General features: G+C 72.9%; 1 protein-coding gene (cut by a window edge). It reads right to left on the reverse strand.

The genetic code is table 11. The features are described 5' to 3' along the window. Positions 1–22669, reverse strand: the 5' end (the start) of a protein-coding gene (locus ACQP2X_RS17525; RefSeq protein ID WP_498698247.1) for a DUF8616 domain-containing protein. It extends 24707 nt beyond the left edge of the window; the window shows 22669 of its 47376 coding nt (coding positions 1–22669); its start codon is at positions 22667–22669; the stop codon falls past the left edge of the window. Positions 22670–22689 lie beyond the last annotated feature (20 nt).

Genomic DNA, 22689 nt, shown 5'->3' on the forward strand with positions numbered 1-22689 from the left:
GCCGCAGGTTGCCGTCGGCGTCGAGGAGCTGCTGGACGATCGCCGCGTCCCGCCCGCCGCCGTTCCTTGCCCCGGCGGTGGTGGCCAGGGCGATCCGTGCTGACCGGTGCGCCTCGATCGCGGCCCGGGCCGCCGCGAGGGAGGGGTCGATCCGCTCGCGCAGAGCCTGCCCGTCCAGGTGCGCGGCCTCCGCCTCACGCAGGGTGCTCTCGGCGTCGTTGAAGACCTCACGGAACGACTGGACGGCCACCACCTGGTCGAGTCCGTCGGAGGTCAGGCGGAGCTCGCGGGCGATCCGGTCGAAGGCGTCGGCGGCGGCGCGCAGATGTGTCTCGAATCGGTCCGCGGTGCCGGCCGGCAGCCGGTCCCGGACGTCGGGCAGCGCGAGCCCCGCTGCGTGCAGGAGGCTGATGGCCAGGTCGCGCTGCTCGGCCGTCTGGTTGAGATACGGGATCAGGCCGGCGCTGTCGTCCATCAGCTCGTCGTGCCGTGCGCGGAAGACCTCCCCGTCCGGGACGGGCGCGGCGATCAGCTGGGTGATGCCGTCGCGGGCGGCGTCCACGGCCGCGGCTTCCCGACCGGACACGGTGTTCTCCGCCTGCCGGAGGGTCGCCGTGAGGCCGGGTCCGTCGATCCGGCCGATCGGCGCACCGGCCTGCACGATCGGGGGAAGCGTGGTGAGGCTGATCGGTTCCCAGTACGACCCGGTCGCCCGGAACTGGAGGAACCGTGCCACCGAGCCGCCGTCTCGGCCGTGGGCGATCGCCAGCAGGTGGCCGGCGGTCGTGACGTGGATCGCGCCATCCACGCCGATGACGCGCACTCCGGACAGCCGCTCGGCGAGCGTCTCGGCGAAGGCGGACCAGCCATCGGCCGAGCGGGTGGCGGCCAGCACGACGGTACGGCGCTGCCAACGCTCGTCGTTGCTGATCAGCTCGGCGGTCTCGTCGGCCGTCAGCCGCCGCCCGCCGGCCGTCAGTCCGTCGAACGCGTCGCTGCTGAACACGACGTAGCGGTCCGGGGCGTCCGGCATCCGCCGCGCGGCCTCGTATCCCTCGTCGTCCTCGGCCAGAAGGGAGAGGCCGGACGGGACGCGGCGCGGATCGCTCTCGTCCGGCGGCGCGGGGCGACTCGGCCGGCTGGTCCGCTGGCCCAGGCTCGTGCCGTCGCCGGTGGCCACGTGGGCGGCGGCGACCAGGCGCAGTCGCTCCTCATCGCCGGCGTCGGCCGGCACGGTGACGATGTCGGCGACCGTGCCGGCCAGGCGGTCGAGGTCGATGGCGCCGATCGGCTCGGTACGCATGAGCACCGGCGGCAGATCGGTGATCGTGAGGGTGCCGTCGGGGTCGCCCTGGAACTGCCGGAAGCGCGCATCGCCGGTGGTGACGACGTGACCGGCCCGGGTGGACCAGGCCGTGCCGCTGGGCGCGATGATCTGCGTGCCGGGCATCCGGCGGGCGAGCTCGGCGGCGAAGCCGCTGTCCGGGTCGGCGCCGGTGTCGCACGCGGCGAGCACGACCGGGCGGGCGGCCCAGCGCTCGTCCCGGTCGATGATCTCGGCCAGCTCGGCCGGAGTGATCCGCCGGCCGTGCTGCACCAGCGCGTGCGCGTCGCCGTGCGCGGACACATGGAAGCGGTCCGGGTGGTCGAGCCGTGGCACGAACCAGTCGGACATGCCTTCGTCGGGTGCGAGGAAGGAGATCCCGCCCTCGACCCGCGCCGGTTCGGCGGCATCGGTCCGCGGCGCAGGCGGGGTCACGGCCAGCGCGAGCTGAGACGCGACGGTGTCCCAACGCGCGCCGACCGCCGCGCTCCACGCGAGTCGCAGGTCCAGATAGGCGGCGCCGAGGGCGTCGAGCCGGCCGTCGTCGGCGCCGTCGCGCACGGCCGCATCGACGGCCCGGACAGCCGATGCGTGCTGTTCGCTCGCCTCCTGCAGGGTGCGCAGCTGGGCCTCGACGGCGGCGCGCTCGCCGGACAACCCGGCCCGGCCCACCATCCGGTCGAGAGTCGCCCGTGCGTCCCGTACACCCTGCTCGATCTCGGCCGCGGTGTCCGACCCGATGCGTCGCAGCGTGGCGGCGAGCTGTGTCCGGTCGATCTCGCCGGCTGGCGAGTCGAGCGCGAACACCGGTGGCAGCGACTCGCCGGCGACGGCACCGTCGCCGGTCATGCGGAATCGCCGATAGTGCCCCGGACCGTCGAAGTTCCCGGTGGGTGCCACCAGGAGATGACCGTCGGGGGTGGCCACGGTCATGCCGGCCGGGGCGAGCACGTCGGTGCCGGGCAGGTTACGGGCGAGTTCGGCGCCTAGGCCGTCGTCGTAGACACCGGAGTGGGAGCCGATCAGGACGATCGGCTGCCCGGTCCACCGCTCGTCGGCCCTGACCAGTACGGCCAGCTCGGCGGCGTCGATCGACCGCCCCGCCACGCCCAGCGTGTCGGTGCCGCCGTCGTTGAGCACGTGGAAGGCGTCCTGCTGCCCGAGGAACGGCTGAAGCATCCGGTGCACCGGATCGCCGGGCGGCAGCAGGGACAGCCCACCGTCCACCCGCAAGACGCCGTCGGCCGCCTCGGATCCGTCCGCCGGATCGGCCCGCACGCCGAGCCGCCGGGCGAGACCGGCGAGCGACCGTAGCTGCTCCATGACCTCCCGGCCGTACTCGTCGGCCGCCTGCCGGTGCTCCCGGGCGATGCCGTACGCCTGGTCCGCCGGGGCGTCCAGGCGGTCGAGCTTCGCGAGATAGTCGTCCCAGCTCCGGACATCCGGGTCGGCGACGGCCTCGGCCAGCCAGGTCAGGCGGAGATCGGCCGCCCGGGCCACGTCCGCGGCGTGGATGCCCGTGCTCAGGGCGACGGCGATGCTGCGTTGCTGGGAGTCGCCGCTGAGGCCATTCCGGGCGCTCTCGGCGGCGGCCAGGGAACGGCCGCGCATCACGTCCGCGTCGTGCAGGTGCCGAAGGTGGGTCTCGACGCCGTCCGCCGCGGCCGACGAGAGGTCGACGGCTGCCTGCACGGCGAGCAGGTGGTCCTGCATGACGGCGAACTGGGCCCGCCCGGCCTCGATCGCCCGGCGGACCGGATCGGCCGACCGGGCGAAGGCGTCGGTCGTGGCGCGGATCCGGTTCACGAACTGCCGCACGACCGGATCGTCGGGGCGGGCGACCTGTTCGCGGTGCCCGTCCTCGAGAATGCGGGACAGCCGCGCCGGGGTGCGGTCGAGCCAGTGGTCGAGGGCGGCGAAGGCGTCGGTGATCTCGGCGGCGCGCTCTTCGTCCCGGCCGGCCCGGTCGGCGAGGGTGTCGTGCCCGATCTCCGGGGCGCCGGTGAACGCGTGGGCCAGACGCGCGTCGTCGCGCCACTTCGCCACGATGCCCTCGGTGAAGCGGGCCTCCTGGTCGACACCGGCGTGCAGTGCGGCCACGTCGACCGTGCCGAGGGGCGAGCCGGCGTCGATCACCGGCGCCATCGGCTCGACCAGCACCCGGCCCGGGTCGTCGGTCGCCGAGACGAACTGCCGGAACCGGTGTTCGTCGGTGGGCTCCGTGCCGTACGTCTTCGTTCCGTACGGGCCAGTGCGCCAGCCCGGGGTGACCATGATGGCGCCGTCGGGTGTGCTCCAGGCAAGGCCGTGGGGTGCGAGGATTCGGGTGCCCGGCAGCTGCCGGGCAAGGTTGGCGGCGAAGCCTTCGACCGGGTCGATGCCGGTGTCGCAGGAGACCAGCACGATCGGACGGCCGTTCCACCGCTCGTCGGCGCGGATGATCTCGGCCAGGGCCTCAGGGGACATCGGCGGCTCGCCGTCGGGGATCATCGCGGTGGTCCGGCCGTGACCGCCCACGTAATACCGCTCGGGATGGCTCCACCGGGGGGCGACCAGGTCGAGATCACTGCCCTCGGCGAAGAACGAGACGCCGCCGGGCATCCGGACCGGGACGGTGGCCGGACGGGTGCCGGCCGTGCTGTCGGCCGCGAAGGTCATCCCGTGGTCGCGGCGGTTGCGGCCCGGCTGTGCAGTCGGGCGTGCCCGCTGCGTCACCCGCACCGTCACGTTGCCTCGTGCCGGCACCGATACCGCCGGGCGGGGCTGCCGCATCTGCCATGCTGTCTGGCGGGCCCGATCCACCAGCGACGCGGCCGCCCGCATGGGGCCGTCAGCCTCGTCGAGGAGCGGCCTGAGTGCGGCGTGGGCCGCGTCCGCCGCGGGCTTGGCCCGGCCGGCCTCGGCGAGGAGGTCCAGCATGGCCCGAATTCGCCCGGGTGTGAGGTCCTCGGCCATCTTGGTGAGGGCCTGCTCCGCTTCGAGAGCCCCGGCCTGTACGGCCGTCATGGTCATCAGAGCGTGACCGAGGGTACGGATTTGCTCGTCGTCCTCGAGGCGGGACAGCGCGTCCTCGACCTCGGCGGAGGCTTCGGCGCTCATGGCGCGGGCGTCGCTCAAACGGGTCCGGTACGTCCCCAGCCAGGTCGTGAGACCGGAGTCACTGATCGCCTGGTTGGCCTGCGCCTCGGCCTCGGCGTGTGCCGCGAGGGCGGGCAGGTGGGACTGGCGGGCCACCAGGGCCCGTTGCGCCGGTCCTTCGGCGAGGGTGTAGGCGTTCTGTGCGGCTCGGAGCTGTTCCACCAGCCGGTCCCCGCCCGGGCCGGACGGACTGATCTCCCCGAGTTGTCGCAGGGTGTCCCGGCTCTCGTGCAGCCGCCGCTCCAGCATGGAGGATCGGGTGCGCGCCCGGGTGTGACGATCACCTGTCGTCCTCGTGCGGTGCGGGTTCCGCATGACCTCGGCACCGTCGCGGGCCATGCGGTCCGCGGCGCGCTCGCCTTCGGCAATGCCACTCAGCGTTCGCTCGGCCACATTTCGGATTGCTTCGGCCAGCCCGGCGGGATCGACTGTGCCGAGCGCCTCGCCCGGAGTGAGGACGGGCGGCAGCGACGTGACGATCACCTGCTCGGCGTCACCAGGTTCGCTGTGGAACTGCAAGAACCGGTGCTCGGGGGACAGCATGGGCAGCCGGATGCGGAAGTCGTCCAGCGGGTCGGGTACGACGGAGCTCGCGATCGCCACGCCTTCGTTGGTGGCCCAGGCGACGGTGGTCGGCGCGACGACCTTGGTACCGGGCAGCAGTCGCGCCAGCCTCGCGGCGAACCCGTCGGTGCGGTCCTGCCCGTTCGAGCAGCCGAGGAGAACCACCGGCCGGCCCGCCCACCGCTCGTCGGCCCGGACGATCTCGGCCAGATCGGCCGGGGACAGCCGGGGACCCGTATCCGGGTACATGCCGTGCGGATCGCCGTGGGCGGCCACGTGATAGCGCTCGGGATGCGTCCAGGTGGTGGCCCGCTCATGCCAGCCACTGCCGGGCTCGAAGAAGGAGATTCCGCCTGCCATCCGGGTCGGGACGGCCCGCGTTTCCGGCTCCGGAGCCGGGAGGGCCAGCACGGCACTGTCGTCGCCGACCGGGACGGGCGCCGGCGGCGCGACCGGGTCGAGGGCCGGCCGGTCCGGTAGGCCGGGAACTTCGATCCCGGCCTGCTCGGCGAGCGCGTGGACGTACCGGACCCGCCGCTCGAGGTCGGGCCACGCGGCGGCCGCGTCGGCGAGACCCCGCAGGGTCCGGGCGTGCGCCTCGTCGGCCACCGTGGACAGGCGGTCGGCCTCGGCCAGCAGCCCGGCCGTCACGCGGTAGGCGGTGTCCGCGTCCGGCAGGTCGGCGTCCAGGCGGTCGGCCTGCTTCTCGATGTTGAGCCCGGCCCGGTAGGCGACGGCCAGAGCGTTCTGCGTGTCGAGGTAGGCGGTGCCGAGAGTCCGGGCGTCGCCGTTCGGCAGCGCAGCGGCCGTCTCCGTGCCCAGCCGGGCGTGCGCCAGCACCTCGCCGGCCACCTCGAGGTTGCCCAGGTCGTTGTCGAGCTCCTCGCGGGCGTCCTGGACCCGGCCGACGACGCTGTCTTCTCCGGTGGCCTCGACGATGTGGGCGAGCGCGTCGATCTGTGCCGCGAGGTCGCGGATGGCCTTCCGGCCGTCGTCGATCGCGGCCTGCGTCCGGGCCGCGAACCGTCCGAAGGTCTCCGCCGTCGCCCAGGCCCAGAACTCCAGTTCCCTGGTCTCCGCGTTGTCCCGCTCGACTCGCGTCGTCTCGCTCGTCCGGGCGATGTCGACCAGGTCGGCGCGTTGCACGGTCAGCCAGGCGGCCGTGTCGTCGAGATGGGCGGCGAGTCGCTCGGCCCGCTCGGTGGCCTCGCCGGTGTGCACGCCGAGCGCTTCGGTGTCCATCTCGGGCAGGTGGTCCAGGCGGGCCAGCGTCTCCCGGGCCTCGGACGTGTTCGCCTCGATCTGCTCGGTGGCGTGCGCCGCCATGTCGGCGATCCGGCCGATCAGCGCGTCGGCATCGAAGCCGCCGAAGGGCTCGAGGACCGACAGCGCGGGCAGCCACGGCTGGACGGTCACCTCCCCGAGGTCGCCGTCGGCGGTCCGGAAGCGCAGGAACCGGCTCCGGTCGTCGGGCCGGGCGCCGACGAGCCCGGTGCCGTACGGTCCGTCCTGCCGATCCGGGGTGACCACCAGGTATCCCTCGGCGGAGATCCAGGCGATGCCGTTCGGCGCGAGCACATCGGTGCCGGGCAGGTGCCGGGCCAGTTCGGCGGCGAGGCCGTCGTCCGCCGTGCCGGTGCGGCAGGCGGCGAGCACGACCGGCTGCCCGGCCCACCGCTCGTCACCACGGATGTGACCGGCGAGCTCCGCGGCCTCGACCCGCCGGCCGCCGCCCGTCAGAGCGTGCGGCGTGCCGTGGCTGAGCACGTGGTAGGCGCCGCTCTGCCCGAGCAGCGGGAGGAACGCGTCGAACGCCGTATCGCCCGGTGCGAGGAACGACAATCCACCGTCCACCCGAGTGAGGGCGGCGGGCGCGCCGGCATCGCCCGGGTCGTCGGCCTCACTCAGCCCGAGCTGCTCCGCGGTGGCGGCCATCTCCGCGAGGGCGTCGTCGGCGTCCTGGGTGAGGGCACGGATCCGTTCCCGCTGCTCGATCGCGGCGCGCGTCGCGTCCTGAGCCGCGGGTCGCAGCCGTTCGGCCTCCTCGATCAGGTCGGCGGCCCGGCGCACCTGTTCCGGGCTGAGGCCGGCGGTCAGGCCGATCAGCCTGCGGTTGGCCTGCGCCGCCGCCTTCTGCGCGTGTTCGGCGTTCATGAACGCGACGGCGAGGGCGAGGTGCTGGTCGTCGCCGTCGAGATCGGAGACGGCCGCCTCGGCGTCGGCCCGGGCCCGGCCGAGTAGAGCCCGCATGGCACTGAGGTGGCTGTGGTGGCGTTCGATCTCGTTGCTGTGCGGCCACTGGATGTGGGCCAGGGCCTCGCCGGCACGCTCCAGGGCGGCGTCGTAGGCCTGGACCGTGGCGATGTTCGCCCGTCCGGTGTCGATCGCCGCTCGCACCGGGCCGGACACGCTGTCGAGGGCATCCGCCAGGTCCTGGGCCTGTTCCCGGTAGGTCCGGACGGCCGGATCACCGGGCCTGGTGGCGTCGACCAACCGGCCGATGCGCTCGGCGACCCGCACGTTGTCGTGCATATCGCCGAGCCATCCGTCGAAGTTGTCGAAGGTGGCGACCATCCGGCGCGTTCGCTGCGAGGAGGTCTGCGCCTGCGTGTCGAGATCGCCGGCGGCCGCGGGCACGGCCCGGTACGCCTCGACCAGCGCCCCGGCCGCCGCCTCGTTGGCCGCGGCGTCCGCCGGCTCCTGAGCGGCCTTGTTCCGTACCTCCTGGGCCAGCGCGTCGACGTCCACCTCGCCCGTCGCGGTCCCGGTCGAGACGACGTGCGGGAGCGGGGTGACGGTCACTTGGCCCGGGTCGGCGAGGTCGGCCTCGAACTGCCGGAATCGGTGCTCGGTGGTCGGCGCGGTCAAGAGGCGGCTGTCGCCGTACGGGGTGGACGTGATTCCGGGGGCGACCACCACAGCGCCGCCGGGCGTGGCCCAGGCGACGCCGTTGGGAGCGATGACCTTCGTGCCCGGCAGCTCCCGGGCCAGGTTCGCGGCGAACCCGTTCTCCGCGTCGACACCCGTGTAGCAGTTCATCAGTGCGACGGTCCGGCCGCCCCACCGCTCGTCGGCGCGGATGATGTCGGCCAGCTCGGCCGGGGTGAGAATGCCACCGGCGTCGGGCTGCAGCGCGTCGACCGTGCCGTGCGAGCCGACGTGGTAGCGGTCCGGGTGGACCCAGCGCTGGGCGGCCGCGGCGTGCACCGTGCCGGGGGCGAGGAACGAGATGCCCCCGGCCGTCGGCTCCGGCACGGCGCGAGGGCCCGGCGCCGGGCTGTCGCCGCCGGGCATGACGGCGGACGTCTCCGTGACGGCCGCCTCGGCCGCGATCCTCGATGCGTCGTGCATGTCGAGGTACGCGAGGGCGAGTGCCTGCGACCCGATACTCGGCTGCGCGAGCGCCTCGGTCGCGGTCGCCCGCGCTCTGTCCCGCAGCTCGGCCGCCCGGCGCAGCTCGCCCCGGTTCGCGGGGTCGGTCAGGCTCGCTTCGCCCCGCTCCACCCGGGCCGTGACGTCGGCCTCGAGCTCGCTGATCCGGGCGGCGAGCCCGTCCGTGCTGAGATCGCCGGCCGGTTCGCGAACCGAGAGCGCCGGATGGGACGGCATCAGCTCCACGTCCCGCGGATCGCCGTTCACGGTGCGGAAGTGCGCGAACTTGACCCAGGGATCGGGCGGACCCTCGGCCTCGTCGACCGTGGCCACCACGTAGCCGTCGGCGGTGGTCCGCACGATGCCACCCGGGGCGTACACGTCGGTGTCGGGCAGGAGCCCGGCCAGCTCGGAGGCGAAGCCCTCGTCCTCGACGCCGGTGTCGGAGGCGATCAACACGACCGGCTGGCCGGTCCACCGCTCGTCCGCGCGGATGAGACCGGCGAGCTCCGCCGCCCCCATCCGCTGGCCGCCGACATCCAGTCCGGCGGTACTGCCGAGGCCGAGCACGTGGTACGCGTCGTTCTGGCCGAGCAGCGGGAGAAGCTCGGCGAAGGTCGTGTCGCCCCGCGGCACCAGGGAGAGCCCGCCGTTGACGCGGACGGCGACGCCGTCCCGCGTGTCCTCCTCGGGCCTCAGCAGATCGTCGAGGTCCAGACTGTCGTCCCGCGGGTCGAGCTCGACCGGGCCGAACTGCCGCGCGGCCGCGGCCACGGCCGTGCTTAGGTCCTCTACCCGTTCCGCGAGGACCATTGCTTGCCGGTGGTGCTCGAGCCCGGCCGCCGCGGCCCGGACGGCGGCGGCGCGCAGCGGCTCGGCCGCCAGGAAAGCGGCACTCGCCTCGCGGATCAACTCCGGCGTCAGGTCTTCGGTCAGGGAGTCCAGTCGATCGTCGGCGTCCTGCATCGCGATCTGCGCGTAATTGGCGTTCAGATAGGCGACGGCCAGCGCGCGGTGCTGCTCGTCGCCCACGTGGCCGGCGACGGCGGCGTCGGCCTCGGCGAGGGACCGCCGGCGCAGGCCGTCCAGCTCGCGCAGGGAGTGCAGATGGGCCTCGAGCTCCTCCGGCGACGCCACACGGTTGCGGCCGGCGACTTGGACGGCACGGGCGACGGCAGCGTCGAAGCGCTCGAGGGCGGGCAGATGGGAGGCCACGGCGTCGGTCGCGGCGCGAAGCGGCCCGGCCGTGCGGGCGAGGGTGTTGGCGAGGTCGCGGACCTGCCGATCGAACTGCTGGACCGCCGGGTCGCCGGGCCGGCTCGCCCGCAGCGCCCGCAGATGCCGGGCATGGCCGATGACGTCTTGCCGGGTTTCGTCCAGCCAGGGGTCCAATCCTTCGACCGCGGACTGGAGCGTGACGGTGTTCTCGAAGGAAGCCCGTGCGGCCGAGACGTAGGCGTCGTCGAAGCCGGGACCGTTCCGCAGGGCCTCGATCAGCGGCTCGGTGGTGGCCTCCCGAGCCGCGACGTCCGCCGGCGGCGTGCCCGCCTGCCTCTGGATCTCCGCGGCGAGACTGGCCGTGTCGACCACGCCGAGCGGGGCGGTGGGGGAGAGCACGGCGACCGTGGGGGTGACGATGACCCGGCTGGGGTCTTCCGGGTCGGTCTCGAACTGGCGGAACCGGTGCTCCGCCGTCGGGGTCGTCGATACCCGCGGAACGTTGTAGAGACCCCTGGTGATGTCCGGGGCGACCATCAAGGATCCGTCCATGGTAAGCATGGCCAGACCGTTGGGGGCGATGATCCGGGTGCCGGGCAGCTGCCGGGCCAGGTCGGCGGCGAAGCCGCCGACCGGATCGACTCCGGTCAAGCAGGACATGAGCGCGATCGGCCGGCCGGCCCACCGCTCGTCGGCCCGGATGATCTCGGCCAGCTCCGCCGCCGACATGTCCTCGCCGCCGTCGGGCCGGATGGAATGGGGCGCGCCGTGGATGCCCACGTGGTAGCGGTCGGGGTGGTCCCACCGGGTGGTCGCGGCCACGTGGAGCAGGTCCTGATGCGTGAAGAACGAGATGCCGCCGGTGACCCGCGTGGGGACGTTCCGCGCCGGCCCGGAGTCGTGGTCCCCGTTCTCGGAGTCGTTGCCCCCTGTCTCGGAGTTGTCGTCCCCGCTCTCGGCGTCGTACCAGACGTCGTCGGAGTCCGAGTCGGAGTCCTCCACGGTCGTGGCCGTCGCGTCGTCGAGGAGCCGCATCGTGGTCTGGTAGGCCTCGACCGCGGCCGGAGTCAGCCGGTCGGCCTCGGCGACAAGCTCGGCGGCCGCCCGGAACGGCTCGGCCGCCGCCGCCACGGCCGCCTCGAGGCCAACTGTGCGCTCCGCGACCGCCTCGCTCGCGGCGGCGACGACCGTGGCCACGTCGTCGAGCTCGGTGTAGGCGTCGACGACCTGAAGCAGGCGCGCATCCTCGTCGGTCAGGTCCAGCGCGGCCGCGGCCCGGTCGACGGCCTGATCGACGCGTTCGCCGATCTCCCGCAGCTGATCGAAGTCGCCGGCGAGCTCGTCACGGAGGGACTGCATCCGGCCGACCGGCGTGTCGGCCGCGGTGGCCTCGACGGCCCGGCCGAGCGCCTCCCGGTACGCGTCGAAGACCGCCCGGTTCTCGTCGATCTCTCGCTGCACCGCGGCGTCGCGCCGGCCGGGCTCGGCCAGGCGCGCGGCGAGCTGCTCGGCGGCCTCGTCCGCGTCGTCCCGGTCCTCGCGGACGGCGTCCGGGTCGAGCCGCGGCAGGCTTCCGATCAGGCCGAGCCCGCCGTGGGCCCGGGTCGCGGACGCCATCACCTGCTCGCGCGTCCGGTCGACGCCCGCGACGGCGGTGCGGGCCAGCGCCGCGGCGTCGACGGTCCCGACGGGCTCGTTGAGGGCGACGATCGGCGCCGCGACCGTGACCCGGACGTCCTGCGGGTGCTCGGGCGAGCTCTGGAACCGCAGATATCCCGCGCTCCGGCCGCCGCCTCCGACCGAGGTGCCGTACGGGCCCCGTTCGATCTCGGGTGTGACCGCCAGATAGCCGTCGCCGGTGATCCAGGTGACCCCGTCCGGCGCTAGCACCTCGGTCCCGGGTAGTTCCCGCGCGAGCTGGGCGGCGAAGCCACCCCGCCGGTCGCTGCCGGTGCGGCAGACGGCCACCAGCACCGGCTGGCCGGTCCACCGCGGGTCGGCCCGGATCGCCGCCGCGACCTCGGCCGCCGAGCGGCGGTGGGCGCCGTCGACCAGCGTCTGCCCGTTGCCGTGGGCGGCGACCAGGAACCGCTGGGACACCCCGGAGGCAGCTTCGAAGGGCCCGAAGCTCGGATCCTCCGGCGACAGGAAGGTGATGCCCGCGTCCAGGCGAGCCGACGCGGGCGTGCTCGGCGGCGGGGGCTCGGCGGCGGCCTTTCCCTTGTTCTTGCCCTTGCCACGGCCGTTGGTGGCCGGTTGGGCCTGGGCGGCCGCGCCAAGACGCTCGAGGTGGTGGTCGAAGTTCTCGGTGGCGCGGACTCGGGAGTGAGCCAGGTATTCGGCGCGGGCGGCGCTCAGGGACTGGTGGATGCCGCGGTAGGTGTTGGCGGGCCGGCTCAGCGCCGACTCGGCGGCGGTCGTGAGCCGGCCCAGGATGGCGGTGTCGAGGGCGAGCAGGTCGGTGCGCAGATCGTCGAGCCGGCGGACCAGCCGGTCGCTGGAGCCGGAGTCCTCCCTCGCTTGGCGCCGCAGGTCGTCGACCCGGTCGATCAGGTCGCCGATGCGCTCCAGTTGCTCGCGGTGTCGGCCCGACCAGTTCTGGCGCTCCTCGGCGAGGGCGGTGCGGATGCTGCCGGTCTCCTGGTCGATCTCCAGGATGTCGGTCCAGAGGCCGAGGCCGGCGACGGCGAGGCTCAGCGGGTCGTACTTCTCGGGTTGCGGGTCGTCCTGGGCGGCCCGGAGCTCGTCGCCGATCTCCCGCAGGTCGCGTTTCGGGATCGTGCCGTCGTAGTCGACCATGGCTTCGATCTGGCCGGTGAGACGGTCGAGCTCGGCGTCGGAGAGCTTGATCTGGTCGGTGATCGCGTAGGTGCCGGGGATCTCGTGCGGCTTCACGCTCGGCAGCGGAGCGACCGTGCCGGTGAGATTCTCGATGAGCCGTGCCGTGCCGGCGATCAGATCCTCGTCGGAGACGGGTGCGGCGAACGGGTCAGCGTCCTCGCCGAGCAGGGTGGTGAGCTGGTCGCGCAGGTCGCGTCCCACCTGGATCCAGTCCCGGGCGCCCTCGTAGGAGGCGGTGCGGGACTCGTCGTACTCGCCGAGCACCGCGATCCAGTCGAGCAGGGCCCGGCGGGTCTGGCCGGCGGGGGCCCCGTCGGTGATGAGCCGGTTGACGCGCTGGATCTGGAAGAGCCACTCGGTCGGCGCTTCGAACTGCTGGCGCCGCCAGGTCGAGACGGGTCCGGGTTGCGCTTGCGGGGTCCCACCGGCGGGGTCGGTGGCGGCGGCGCCGGAGACCATCATCCAGCGCCGGGCCTTGCCCGTGCGCATGCCGCGGTGTTCCAGGTAGACGGTCTTCATGCCGAGCAGCGCGGGCATCTCGATGGCGCCGCTCTCCATGCCGATCGCGACCGTGCGGTGGTGCTGGTTCAGCTGGTCTAGGACGAAGAGCTGCTCGGCCCGGTCGAGCGGCGGCCGGCCGGGCAGCAGCGTCTTCCAGAACTGGACGAGGCTGTGCTCCTTGAGGTCGGCGAACCCGGGACCGGGGTCGTCGCCGACCAGGACGACCTGGGCGTCCATCTCGGTCCGGGCGTGGTCGGCGATCTGGCGGAGCATGCCGTCGGACATGTCGAGCTCGGGGTAGGCGCCGCCGGCGTTCAGGCCCGAGCGGCGCACCCAGAGCAGCACGACCGGCTTCTCGAAGGTCAGGCGAAGCTTGTCGTCGAGAGCGTTGATCAGCTCGGTGGCACGCGGCACGTCGCGCAGGACGTTGTCGAGGACGTTGTCCCGCAACGTCTCCCGGGCCTCGTCCTCGTTGTCGTAGAAGCGCGCGGCGACGGTCTCGTGGGTGCGGCTGACCGCGCGCTTCCAGCCGGTGCCGCCGGTGTCGAAGGTCTCCTCGAGGGTCACCTGCTCGGGCGGGATGCCCATGGCCAGGACGTCGTCGCGGAGTCGCTGGGCCTTGGTCAGGCCCTCGGCGATGAGGTCGGCCGCGGGCTTGCGGGTGCCGGGCTCGACCGCTTCGAGAGCCCGGCGTTCGTCGAGGAAGTAGGTCAGGTCGTGCTCGATGACCAGGTTCGCCTGGTTCGGCGCGAGGTGTATGGCGGCGGCGTGGATGGGAGCCTCGCCGGAGAAGTGGGCGTGGATGACATGGGCGTCGTCCGGGTGTTTGACCGGGTGCGGCGCCGGCAGCGGATGGGCGGCCTCCAGCAGCGCGTCGACGTCCTCAGGAAGGCGGGCGGCGCCGCGCTGCCGCGGGCGTTCGATCGTGCCGTCCGCGTTCATCCGCGGCTGGTTGACCCAGGAGTGGCTGTACTGCTCGCGGAGAACCGTCTCGCGCAGCCAGTTCCGGTCCGGGTGCGGCGGGGCGGCGTCGATCGCGGCCAGGATGTCGCGGGTGTGGCGGACGAAGTCGACCTGTTCGATGCCGCCCTTGCGGTCCAGGTCGGCGGCCTCGGCGGCGGCCCAGGCGTCGACCCGGGCGGTCAGCCCGGCGTCGCCGTCGCCGGCCCAGCGGCGCCACTCGTTGCGGATCGACTCCACCCGGGTCGGCGTCGGTGTCGTCTTCGTGGCCGGGGCCGGGGCCTTCGGTTTCTTCCCCCGGCCCTTGCCCGGCTGAGCCGGCAGCGCCTCGACGGTCGTGCGGAGCACGGTCAGGCGCTCGTCGAGATCGGCGGTGTCGCGGAAGTGGGAGCGGCGGGCGTAGTTGTCGCGAGCTTCGGTCAGCGACTGATACCGGCCGGCGAGCGCGATCGGGGGCAGCTTGCTGCCGGGGTCGAGCGCTGTGTCGACGCCGGCAACGAGCCCGGCGCGGATGGACGTGTCGAGGGCGCGCAGGTCCGTCCGCAGGTCACCGAGCTTGTCGCGGAAGTCGTCGGTGGTGGTGGGGTCGGCCGCGGCCCGGTCCTCGAGGCGGTCGAGGCGGCGGCCGAGGCCGCTGATCCGGTCGAGCTGGTCCATGCGCTGTCTGGACCAGGCCTGTTCCTTGCCGGCGTCCAGCGCGGTCCGGATCTCACCGGCGTGCCGTTCGAGGTTCAGGGCATCGGTCCACAGGCCGAGCCCGGCCACGTTGAGGGGCAGGGCCGGGACGTACGTCTCGGGTTGCGGGTCGTTGCGGGCGCCGGCCAGTTCCTCGCGGATCTCGGTGAGGGTGCGGCTGTCCACGGTGTTGTCCGGCGCGTTCATCGCGTCGATCTGGGCGGTGAGTCGGTTGAGCTCGCCCGGGGACAGCTTGATGGAGTCCGTGATGGCGTACGTGCCGGGAATGGCGTTCGACGGCACGTTGGGCAGCGGGCCGAGCGCCCCGGTGAGGTGGTCGATGAGGGCCGTCGTCCCGGCGATCAGCCCTTCGTCGTCGTTCTCGTTCTCGTCGAGGAGGTCAGTGATGCGGTCGCGCAGATCGGTGGCGGCCCGGATCCAGTCGCGGCCGCCCTCGGTGGAGGCGGTGCGGGACTCGTCGTACTCGCCCAGAACGGCGATCCAGTCCTGCAGGGCCCGGCGCGTCTGCCGGACGGGCGCGTTGCGTTCGAAGAGGCGGTTGAGGCGGTGGATCTGGAACAGCCACTCGGTGGGCGCCTCGAACTGCTGGCGCCGCCACGTCGAGACGGGCCCGGGCTGAGCCTGCGCGCCACCGTCGGCGGCATCGGTGGCGGCGGCGCCGGAGACCAGCATCCAGCGTTCGGCCTTGCCCGTACGCATGCCGCGGTGCTCGAGGTAGACGGTGTTCATGCCGAGCAGGGCCGGCATCTCGATGGCGCCGCTCTCCATGCCGATGGCGGTCGCCTTGTACTTGTCCCGCAGCCGGTCGAGCACGAACAACTGCTCGGCCCGGTTCAAGGCCGGTTGGTTCGGTAGCAGTGTCCGCCAGAACTGGACGAGGCTGTTCTCCGTGAGATCGGCGAACGCGTCACCGGGTTTGTCGCCGACCAGGACGACCTGAGCGTCCTTCTCGGTTCGGACGTGGTCGGCGATCTGGCGGAGCATGCCGTCGAACATGTCGAGCTCGGGGTAGGCGCCGCCGGCGTTGAGACCCGAGCGGCGCACCCACAGCAGCACCACGGGTCGTTCCGTGGTCAGGCCCAGCCTGTCGACGGCCTCGGCCAACTGATCGGTGCGGGACGCGTTCCGCATGACGTTGTCGCGTAGCGTCTGCTGGGCCTTCTCCTCGCTTTCGAGGAAGCTGGCGGCGACGGTCTCGTGCGTCCGGCTGACCGCGCGTTTCCACCCGGTCCCACCGGTGTCGAAGGTTTCCTCCAGCTTCACGTTCTGGGGCGGAATTCCCATTGCCAGTACGTCGTCCCGAAGCCGCTGCGCCTTGGTGAGGCCCTCGGCGATCAGGTCGGCGGCCGGCTTCGGTTCTTCGCCCTCGACCGCTTCCAGAGCGCGGCGCTCGTCGAGGAAATAGGTCAGATCGTGCTCGATGACCAGGTTCGACTCCGCCGGGTTGAGGTGCATGGCGGCGGCGTGGATCGGAGCTTCGCCCGAGAAGTGGGCGTGAATGACGTGCGCCTTGTCCGGGTGCTTGACCGGGTGCGGCGCCGGCAGTGGTCGCGCGGCCCGGACGAGCGCGTCGACGTCCTTCGGGTCGCGGGCGGCGCCGCGCTGCCGGGGACGGTCGATGGTCCCGTCGGCGGTCATCCGCGGCTGGTTGACCCAGGTGTGGCTGTACTGCTCGCGCAGGATCGCGGCCCGTAGCCAGTTGCGGTCGGGGTTCGGGTCGTCCGGGTCGATCGCGGCCAGGATGCCGTGGGTGTGGTTGACGAAGTCGACCTGCTCGATGCCGCCCTTGCCGTCCAGGTCGGCGGTTTCGGCCGCGGCCCAGTCGTCGACCAGCCGGGTCAGCTCGGTGTCGCCGTCACCGGCCCGGCCGTGCCATTCGTCGCGGATCGTCTCCGCCCGCGGCGGGCTCAGGGCGACGCCGGACGGGTCCTGGGGGGCGTCGACGGCACTGATTCCCTCGAACGGGCGCTCGTCGTTGACCACGTCCCAGGGCTCGCTGTCGCCGGTGAAGAGCAGCCACGGCCGCTCCCCGACCGAGACGGGCTGCGCGGGCATGGTCGCGACGCCGACCCGGACGTGGCCGGACGGGGTGAGCACGTCGTTGCCGGCGGCGTCGGCCAGCCGCCGCCCGAACTCGCCCGAGACCTCGCCGTTGTAGCAGGCCAGCAGCGTGATGGGCGCGTCCGGGGTGGACGGGCCGAGAAGCTGGGCAACCTGCTCCGGCGTGAGCGTCACCGCGCCGCCCGCGACCGGCACATGGACCCGGGGCGGGCCGTTGCCGGAAGCGCCGTGGACCATGACGACCGGGCCGCGGCCGGGCGGGAGGACGGCTCGATCGCCGATCGCCGCGAGGTCGGCGTCGGAGAGCAGGGTGATGCCGTCGCGGCCGTCCGGGGCCGGCCTCACCAGCAGCGGTACGCCGTCGGCCCGCCAGGTGCCGTCGACGTCGCGCGCCAGGTCGGCCACGGCCCGCGCCGGCGCGCTGTTCGTTGCTCGTACCCGTGGGTTCTGGTTCCGGCCCTTCTTCGCGGGTGCCGGCTGTCGCTTGGCGGCCTCGCCGACCCGGGCGACCCGTTGGTCGAGCTCGGTGCGGTCGCCGAAGAAGGAGCGTTCCGCGTACGCGTCGCGGGCCTTGGTGAGGGAGATGAGGAAGCCAGCCAGGGCCCGGTTCCGTGGGCTGGCCGGGTCGAGGGCGTCGTCGGCCGCGGCGACGATCCCGTCATGGACCGCCGTGTCGAGTCTGCGGAGATCGTTGCCGATCTCGTCGAACTTGGCGCGGAGCAGGTCAGTGGCGGCGTACTCCCGGTCGGCCTGGAGCCGCAGCTGCTCGAGCTCGCCGGCGAGGTCGCGGATGCGGTCGAGCTGGGCCAGGCGCTGCGCGGACCAGGCCTGGCCGGGCGCGTTCAGCGTGGCCCGGACCTCGTCGGCCCGCAGGCTCAGCCGCATGGCGTCGGGCCAGAGGCCGAGGCCGGCCTCGACGACGGGCACCGCCGGAACGTACGTCTCGGGCTGCGGGTCGGTCCGGGCCGAGGCCAGCTCGTCGCGGATCGCGCCGAGTTTCCGCTTCGGCGTCGTGCCGTCCGGGTTCCGCATCGCCGCGATCTGGGCCGAGAGCCGGTCGAGCTCGCCCTGCGACAGCTTGATCGAATGGGTGACGGCGTAGGTGCCGGGGATGTCGTTCGACGGCCGCGCGAGGTCGTGGGCGCCGGTGAGGTGCTCGATCAGCGCGGTGGTGCCGGCGAGCAGGTCGTCGTCGGAGACCGGCGCGGCGCCGGGGTCGGCGTCCTCGCCGAGCAGCACGGTGAGCTGGTCGCGCAGCTCGACGCCGGCCCGGATCCAGTCCCGGCCACCCACTACCGAGGCCGTGCGGGACTCGTCGTACTCGCCGAGCACCGCGACCCAGTCCTGTAGTGCCCGGCGGGTCTGGCTGACGGGTGCGCCGCCGGCGATGAGCCGGTTGATGCGCTGGATCTGGAAGAGCCACTCGGTCGGCGCCTCGAACTGCTGCCGCCGCCACGTCGAGACCGGCCCCGGCTTCGACGGTTCGGTGCCCCCGGCCGGGTCGTCGGCGGCGGCGCCGGAGACCATCATCCAGCGTTCGGCCTTGCCCGTACGCATGCCCCGGTGCTCGAGGTAGACGGTGTTCATGCCGAGCAGAGCCGGCATCTCGATGGCGCCGCTCTCCATGCCGACCGCGGTCGCGTTGTACTTGGCCCGCAAGTGGTCGAGGACGAAGAGCTGCTCGGCCCGGTTGAGGGCCGGCCGGCCGGGCAACAGCGTCTTCCAGAACTGGACGAGGCTGTTCTGGGTGAGGTCGGCGAAGTCCGGTCCCGGATCGTCGCCGACCAGGACGACCTGCGACTTGAGTTCCTGGCCCGCGTGGTCGGCGATCTGGCGGAGCATGCCGTCGAACATGTCGAGCTCGGGGTAGGCGCCGCCGGCGTTCAACCCGGAGCGGCGTACCCACAGCAACACGACCGGCTTGTCGGTGGTCAGGCCGAGCTTGGCCTCCACGGCCGCCGTCAGTTCCGCGGCGCGGGCCACGTCGTTGCGTACGTCCTTGAGGACGTTGTCGTGCAGCGTCTGCCGGGCCTTGTCCTCGTTGTCGAGGAAGCTCTCGGCGACCGCCTCGTGGGTGCGGCTGACCGCTCGCTTCCAGCCGGTGCCACCGGTGTCGAAGGTCCGCTCCAGCGTCACCCGCTCGGGCGGGATCCCCATCGCCAGCACGTCGGCGCGGAGTCGCTGCGCCTTGGTCAGACCCTCTCCGATCAGGTCGGCCGCCGGTTTGCGGGTGCCGGGCTCGACCGCTTCGAGCGCGCGGCGCTCGTCGAGGAAGTAGGTCAGGTCATGCTCGATGACCAGGTCCGACTTTTTCTTCGCGAGGTGCATGGCGGCGGCGTGGATCGGCGCCTCACCGGAGAAGTGCGCGTGGATGACGTGCGCGTCGGCCGGATGTTTGTCCGGGTGCGGCGCCGGCATCGGCAGCGACTGGGCGGCCTGCACCAGGGCGTCGACGTCCTCGGCCGATCGGGCCGCGCCGCGCTGCCGGATGCGGTCGATGGTGCCGTCGTCGTTCATCCGGGGCTGGCCGACCCAGGTGTGGCTGTATTGCTCGTGGAGGATCTGGTCGCGGAGCCAGGTGCGGGCCGGGTTGGGTTCGCCGCTGTCGATTGCGGTGAGGATGCCGTGGGTGTGGTTGACGAAGTCGATTTGTTCGATGCCGCCCTTGGTGTTCAGCGCGGTGTACTCGGTGTTGATCCAGTCGTCGACGAGCCGGGTCAGCTCTGCGTCACTGTCAGCGGCACGGCTGCGCCACTCGTTCCGGATCGACTCGGGCCGCGACAACGTGGAATCTTCGCTGAACGACGCTTCGGCGCTTGCCGTCGCATCGTGAACGACGTGCCGGGAGATGATCGAGCTGGCGAGGTAGTACCCCGCGAGTTCTCGGCTCCGCTCGTCGCGGATCGCCGGATCCGCGTCGTGGGTGCCTTCCGCGGCGATCTCGGCCGCCTCCACGGCGACGCGTAGCCGGTCCTGCTTCGCCAGCAAGTCGGTGGTCGGATCGGGCCGGGCGTCGACCGCGGCGAGCGCGTCCCTCATCGCCTCGAGCAGGCTGTCGTTGTCCACCTCGCCGACGGGCTGGTTGCGCATCAGGACCGTCGGACCGGAGCTGACCCGAAGGTCGGTTCCGTCGACGCCCGCCACGAACTCGCGATAGCTGTCGGCCGCGGCGGGCGCGGTCGCCACCAGCCGCCCGGCGGGCGAAATCACCTTCGGGGTGACCACGAGGTGGCCGGCGGGGGTGCCCCAGGCAACGCCGCTCGGTGCGTACACCTTGGTTCCCGGAAGATTGCGGGCCACCTCGGCGGCAAAGCCGTGCTGGGGGTCCTTGCCGCTCTCGCAGACGACCAGAACGACCGGTTTCCCGGCCCAGCGCGAGTCGTTGCGGATCATCTCCGCCAGGCGGGCCGGGGAGACGCCGGCACGCATGCTGTACGGGTTGCCGTGCCCGAAGACGTGGAACCGCCCGGCGTTGTCGACCTGTGGAACGAACCAATGCCCCAGCGGATCGCCCTCATCAAGGAGGGAGATGCCACCCCCCACCGGCCGCGGTTCCGCCCCCACCGAGGGCCCGGCCTGCGCGCCAGTCTCCGGCGCGACGGCGGGCGCTACGGTTGCGGGCGTCGCGGTCGCGGACGTTTGGGTGGACGCGGCGGCCACCGGCGCCACGATCTCGGGGACGGTGGCGGGTCCGAGGTCGATCGCCACGGGGGTCACGACGTCGGTTTCCACCGGTGCCACGACCCCGGATGCGATCGAGGGTGGTGGCACGGGCCGCTCGTCCTTCGAGCGCTCGTCGGTCCGGCGCTTGCTGCCCCGCACCGGCTGGGTGCCCACAGCGGCCGTCGTCGGGGACGAACCGGACGTCGTGCCCGGCGAGGAGAAGGTGCGGGTCTGGAAGCCCGGCAGCCCACCCGACTGCGTCGCCGAGTCGCTCGCGGACGAGGTGCCCGGCGTCGCCACAGTCGATCCGGTGGCACCCGGCGCTGCCGTCCCGGTTGGACGCACGCCTGGGGTGTCGCCCGCGACGGGCGAATCCGACGTGGTCGGCACGCCGGCCCGGGCAACGTCCCCGACCGCTCCAGGCGTAGCCAGGGATTCGACCGGCGCCACGGTCGAACCGGCGCTGGTCCCCGCCGTGCTGCCCGAGGTAGCGGGGGATGGGGCTGTGGCGGAGCCGCCGGAGGTGCTGGTTTGGGGCGCAGGCGTCGCGGTGCTGCCACCGGCCGGCGCCGTGGTGCCACCGGGCGCATCGGTGTTGCCGCCGGTGGCGGGCGAGCCGGATCCGGTGCCTACGCCGGTGCCCGCTCCAGTGCCGGCGTTCGCCCCCGTCCCGGTATCTGTTCCGGTGTCAGCGCCCGTTCCGGAGCCCACATTGATGCCGGCGCCAGTTCCGGCTCCTGCGTCCGCGCCAGTTCCTGTTTCGACGCCTGCGCCCATATCTGCACCGGCACCGGCACCGGCGCCCACGTCCGCACCGGAACCTGTACCCGCGCCGGAACCCGTACTCGCGCCTGTGCCCGTGCCGGCACCTGCGCCTGCGTCGGAACCCGCGCCTGCACCTGTGTCCGTGCTCGAACCCGTCCCTGCGCCTGTGCCTGCACCAGCACTGTCGCCCGCACCCGCGCCCACGCCCGTTCCGGTACCTGCGCCTGCCTCCGCGCCCGTACCCGCGCCTGCATCTGTGCCGGTATCCGAGCCGATACCTGCGCCCGCGCCGATACCTGCGCCCGCGCCGATACCTGCGCCCGCGCCGATACCTGCGCCTGCGCCGGTTCCCGCGCCCGCGCCTGCGCCGGTTCCCGCGCCCGCACCTGCGCCTGCGCCCGTGCCGGTACCCGTGCCTGCGCCGGTACCTGTGCCCGCGCCGCCACCCGCTCCTGTGCCCGCGCCGTCATCGGCGGCGTTGTTTGAGCCGGCGCCCGTTCCGGTGCCCGCCCCAGAGCTTGAGCCGGAGCCGGCGGAGGCGCCACCCGGGGTATTCGACCCGGCGCCGGGACCCGCGCCGGGCCCGCCACCGATTTCCGGTGGGGCTTCGGGCGGCGGTGGGGGTGCCGAGACGTCCACGTCGATGTCGTTGCCGGTGATCGCGGCCGGTGTGCCGTGGCCGGCCGGACCGTGGGCGCCCGGTCCGTAGGAGTGGCCGATCTCGTGCGCGTAGTGGTGGCTGATCCCGCCGATGAGCGACGACGTCATCGTGGCGAACGGGTTGAAGTCGCCCTTGACCATCGCCGTGAACAAGCCCTCGAAGATGGTCTCGCCCAGTCCTGAGAAGCTCTCCTTGAACAGCCAGTTCTTGCTGAGGTTGGGGAAGAGCTTGCCGCCGATCACATGGAAGCCGCTCGCCCCGAAGCCGATGAAGGCGCCGCCCGCAGCCGACATGCCGAGGTCCTTCATGTCGATGCCCTTGCGGTTGCCTTCGAGGATCTGGGCGAGCTGGCCGGCCGCGCTCTGCCAGACCTCCTCCATCGCCTCCTCGAAGGCTTCCCACATGAGCTTCATCAACAGGCTGCGGAGCTTCTCCTTCAGCATCTTGATGATCGAGCCGACGAGTTTGCGGCCCAGCGCGATCAGCGGTTCCACGGCGACCGCGCCGAAGCCGGAGGAGAGCGCGATGGCGATCTCGACGACCATCGTGAAGGCCGCGATAATGACGCCGTACTGGGCCGACTCGGAGTCGAGGGCGAACTGGTACGCCGACACGCCCAGCTTGTTGGTGATGTCGCCGCCGGCCGGCACGTCTTTGGTGAGGGCCGGATACCACTTGTTGAACGCGTCGGCGGCCGGTCCTTCGAGGTTGCCGTTGATGGCGTTGCCGAGGTTAGTGGTGGCGCCGTAGCCGGCTGTCAGGTTGACGGCGAACTGGTACAGGTCGTCGCCCATGGCCCGCAGGGCGGCCGGGTCCGCCTGCGGGAACTCCTCGCCGACCCCGTACAGAATGAGGTCGTAGACCCACTGCCATTCGGGGTCGTTCGGGATGTGGAAGTCGGGCATCGATCAGCGTTGTGCTGTGC

The organism is Actinoplanes sp. CA-131856 (assembly GCF_050956135.1).
Classification (GTDB): domain Bacteria; phylum Actinomycetota; class Actinomycetes; order Mycobacteriales; family Micromonosporaceae; genus Actinoplanes.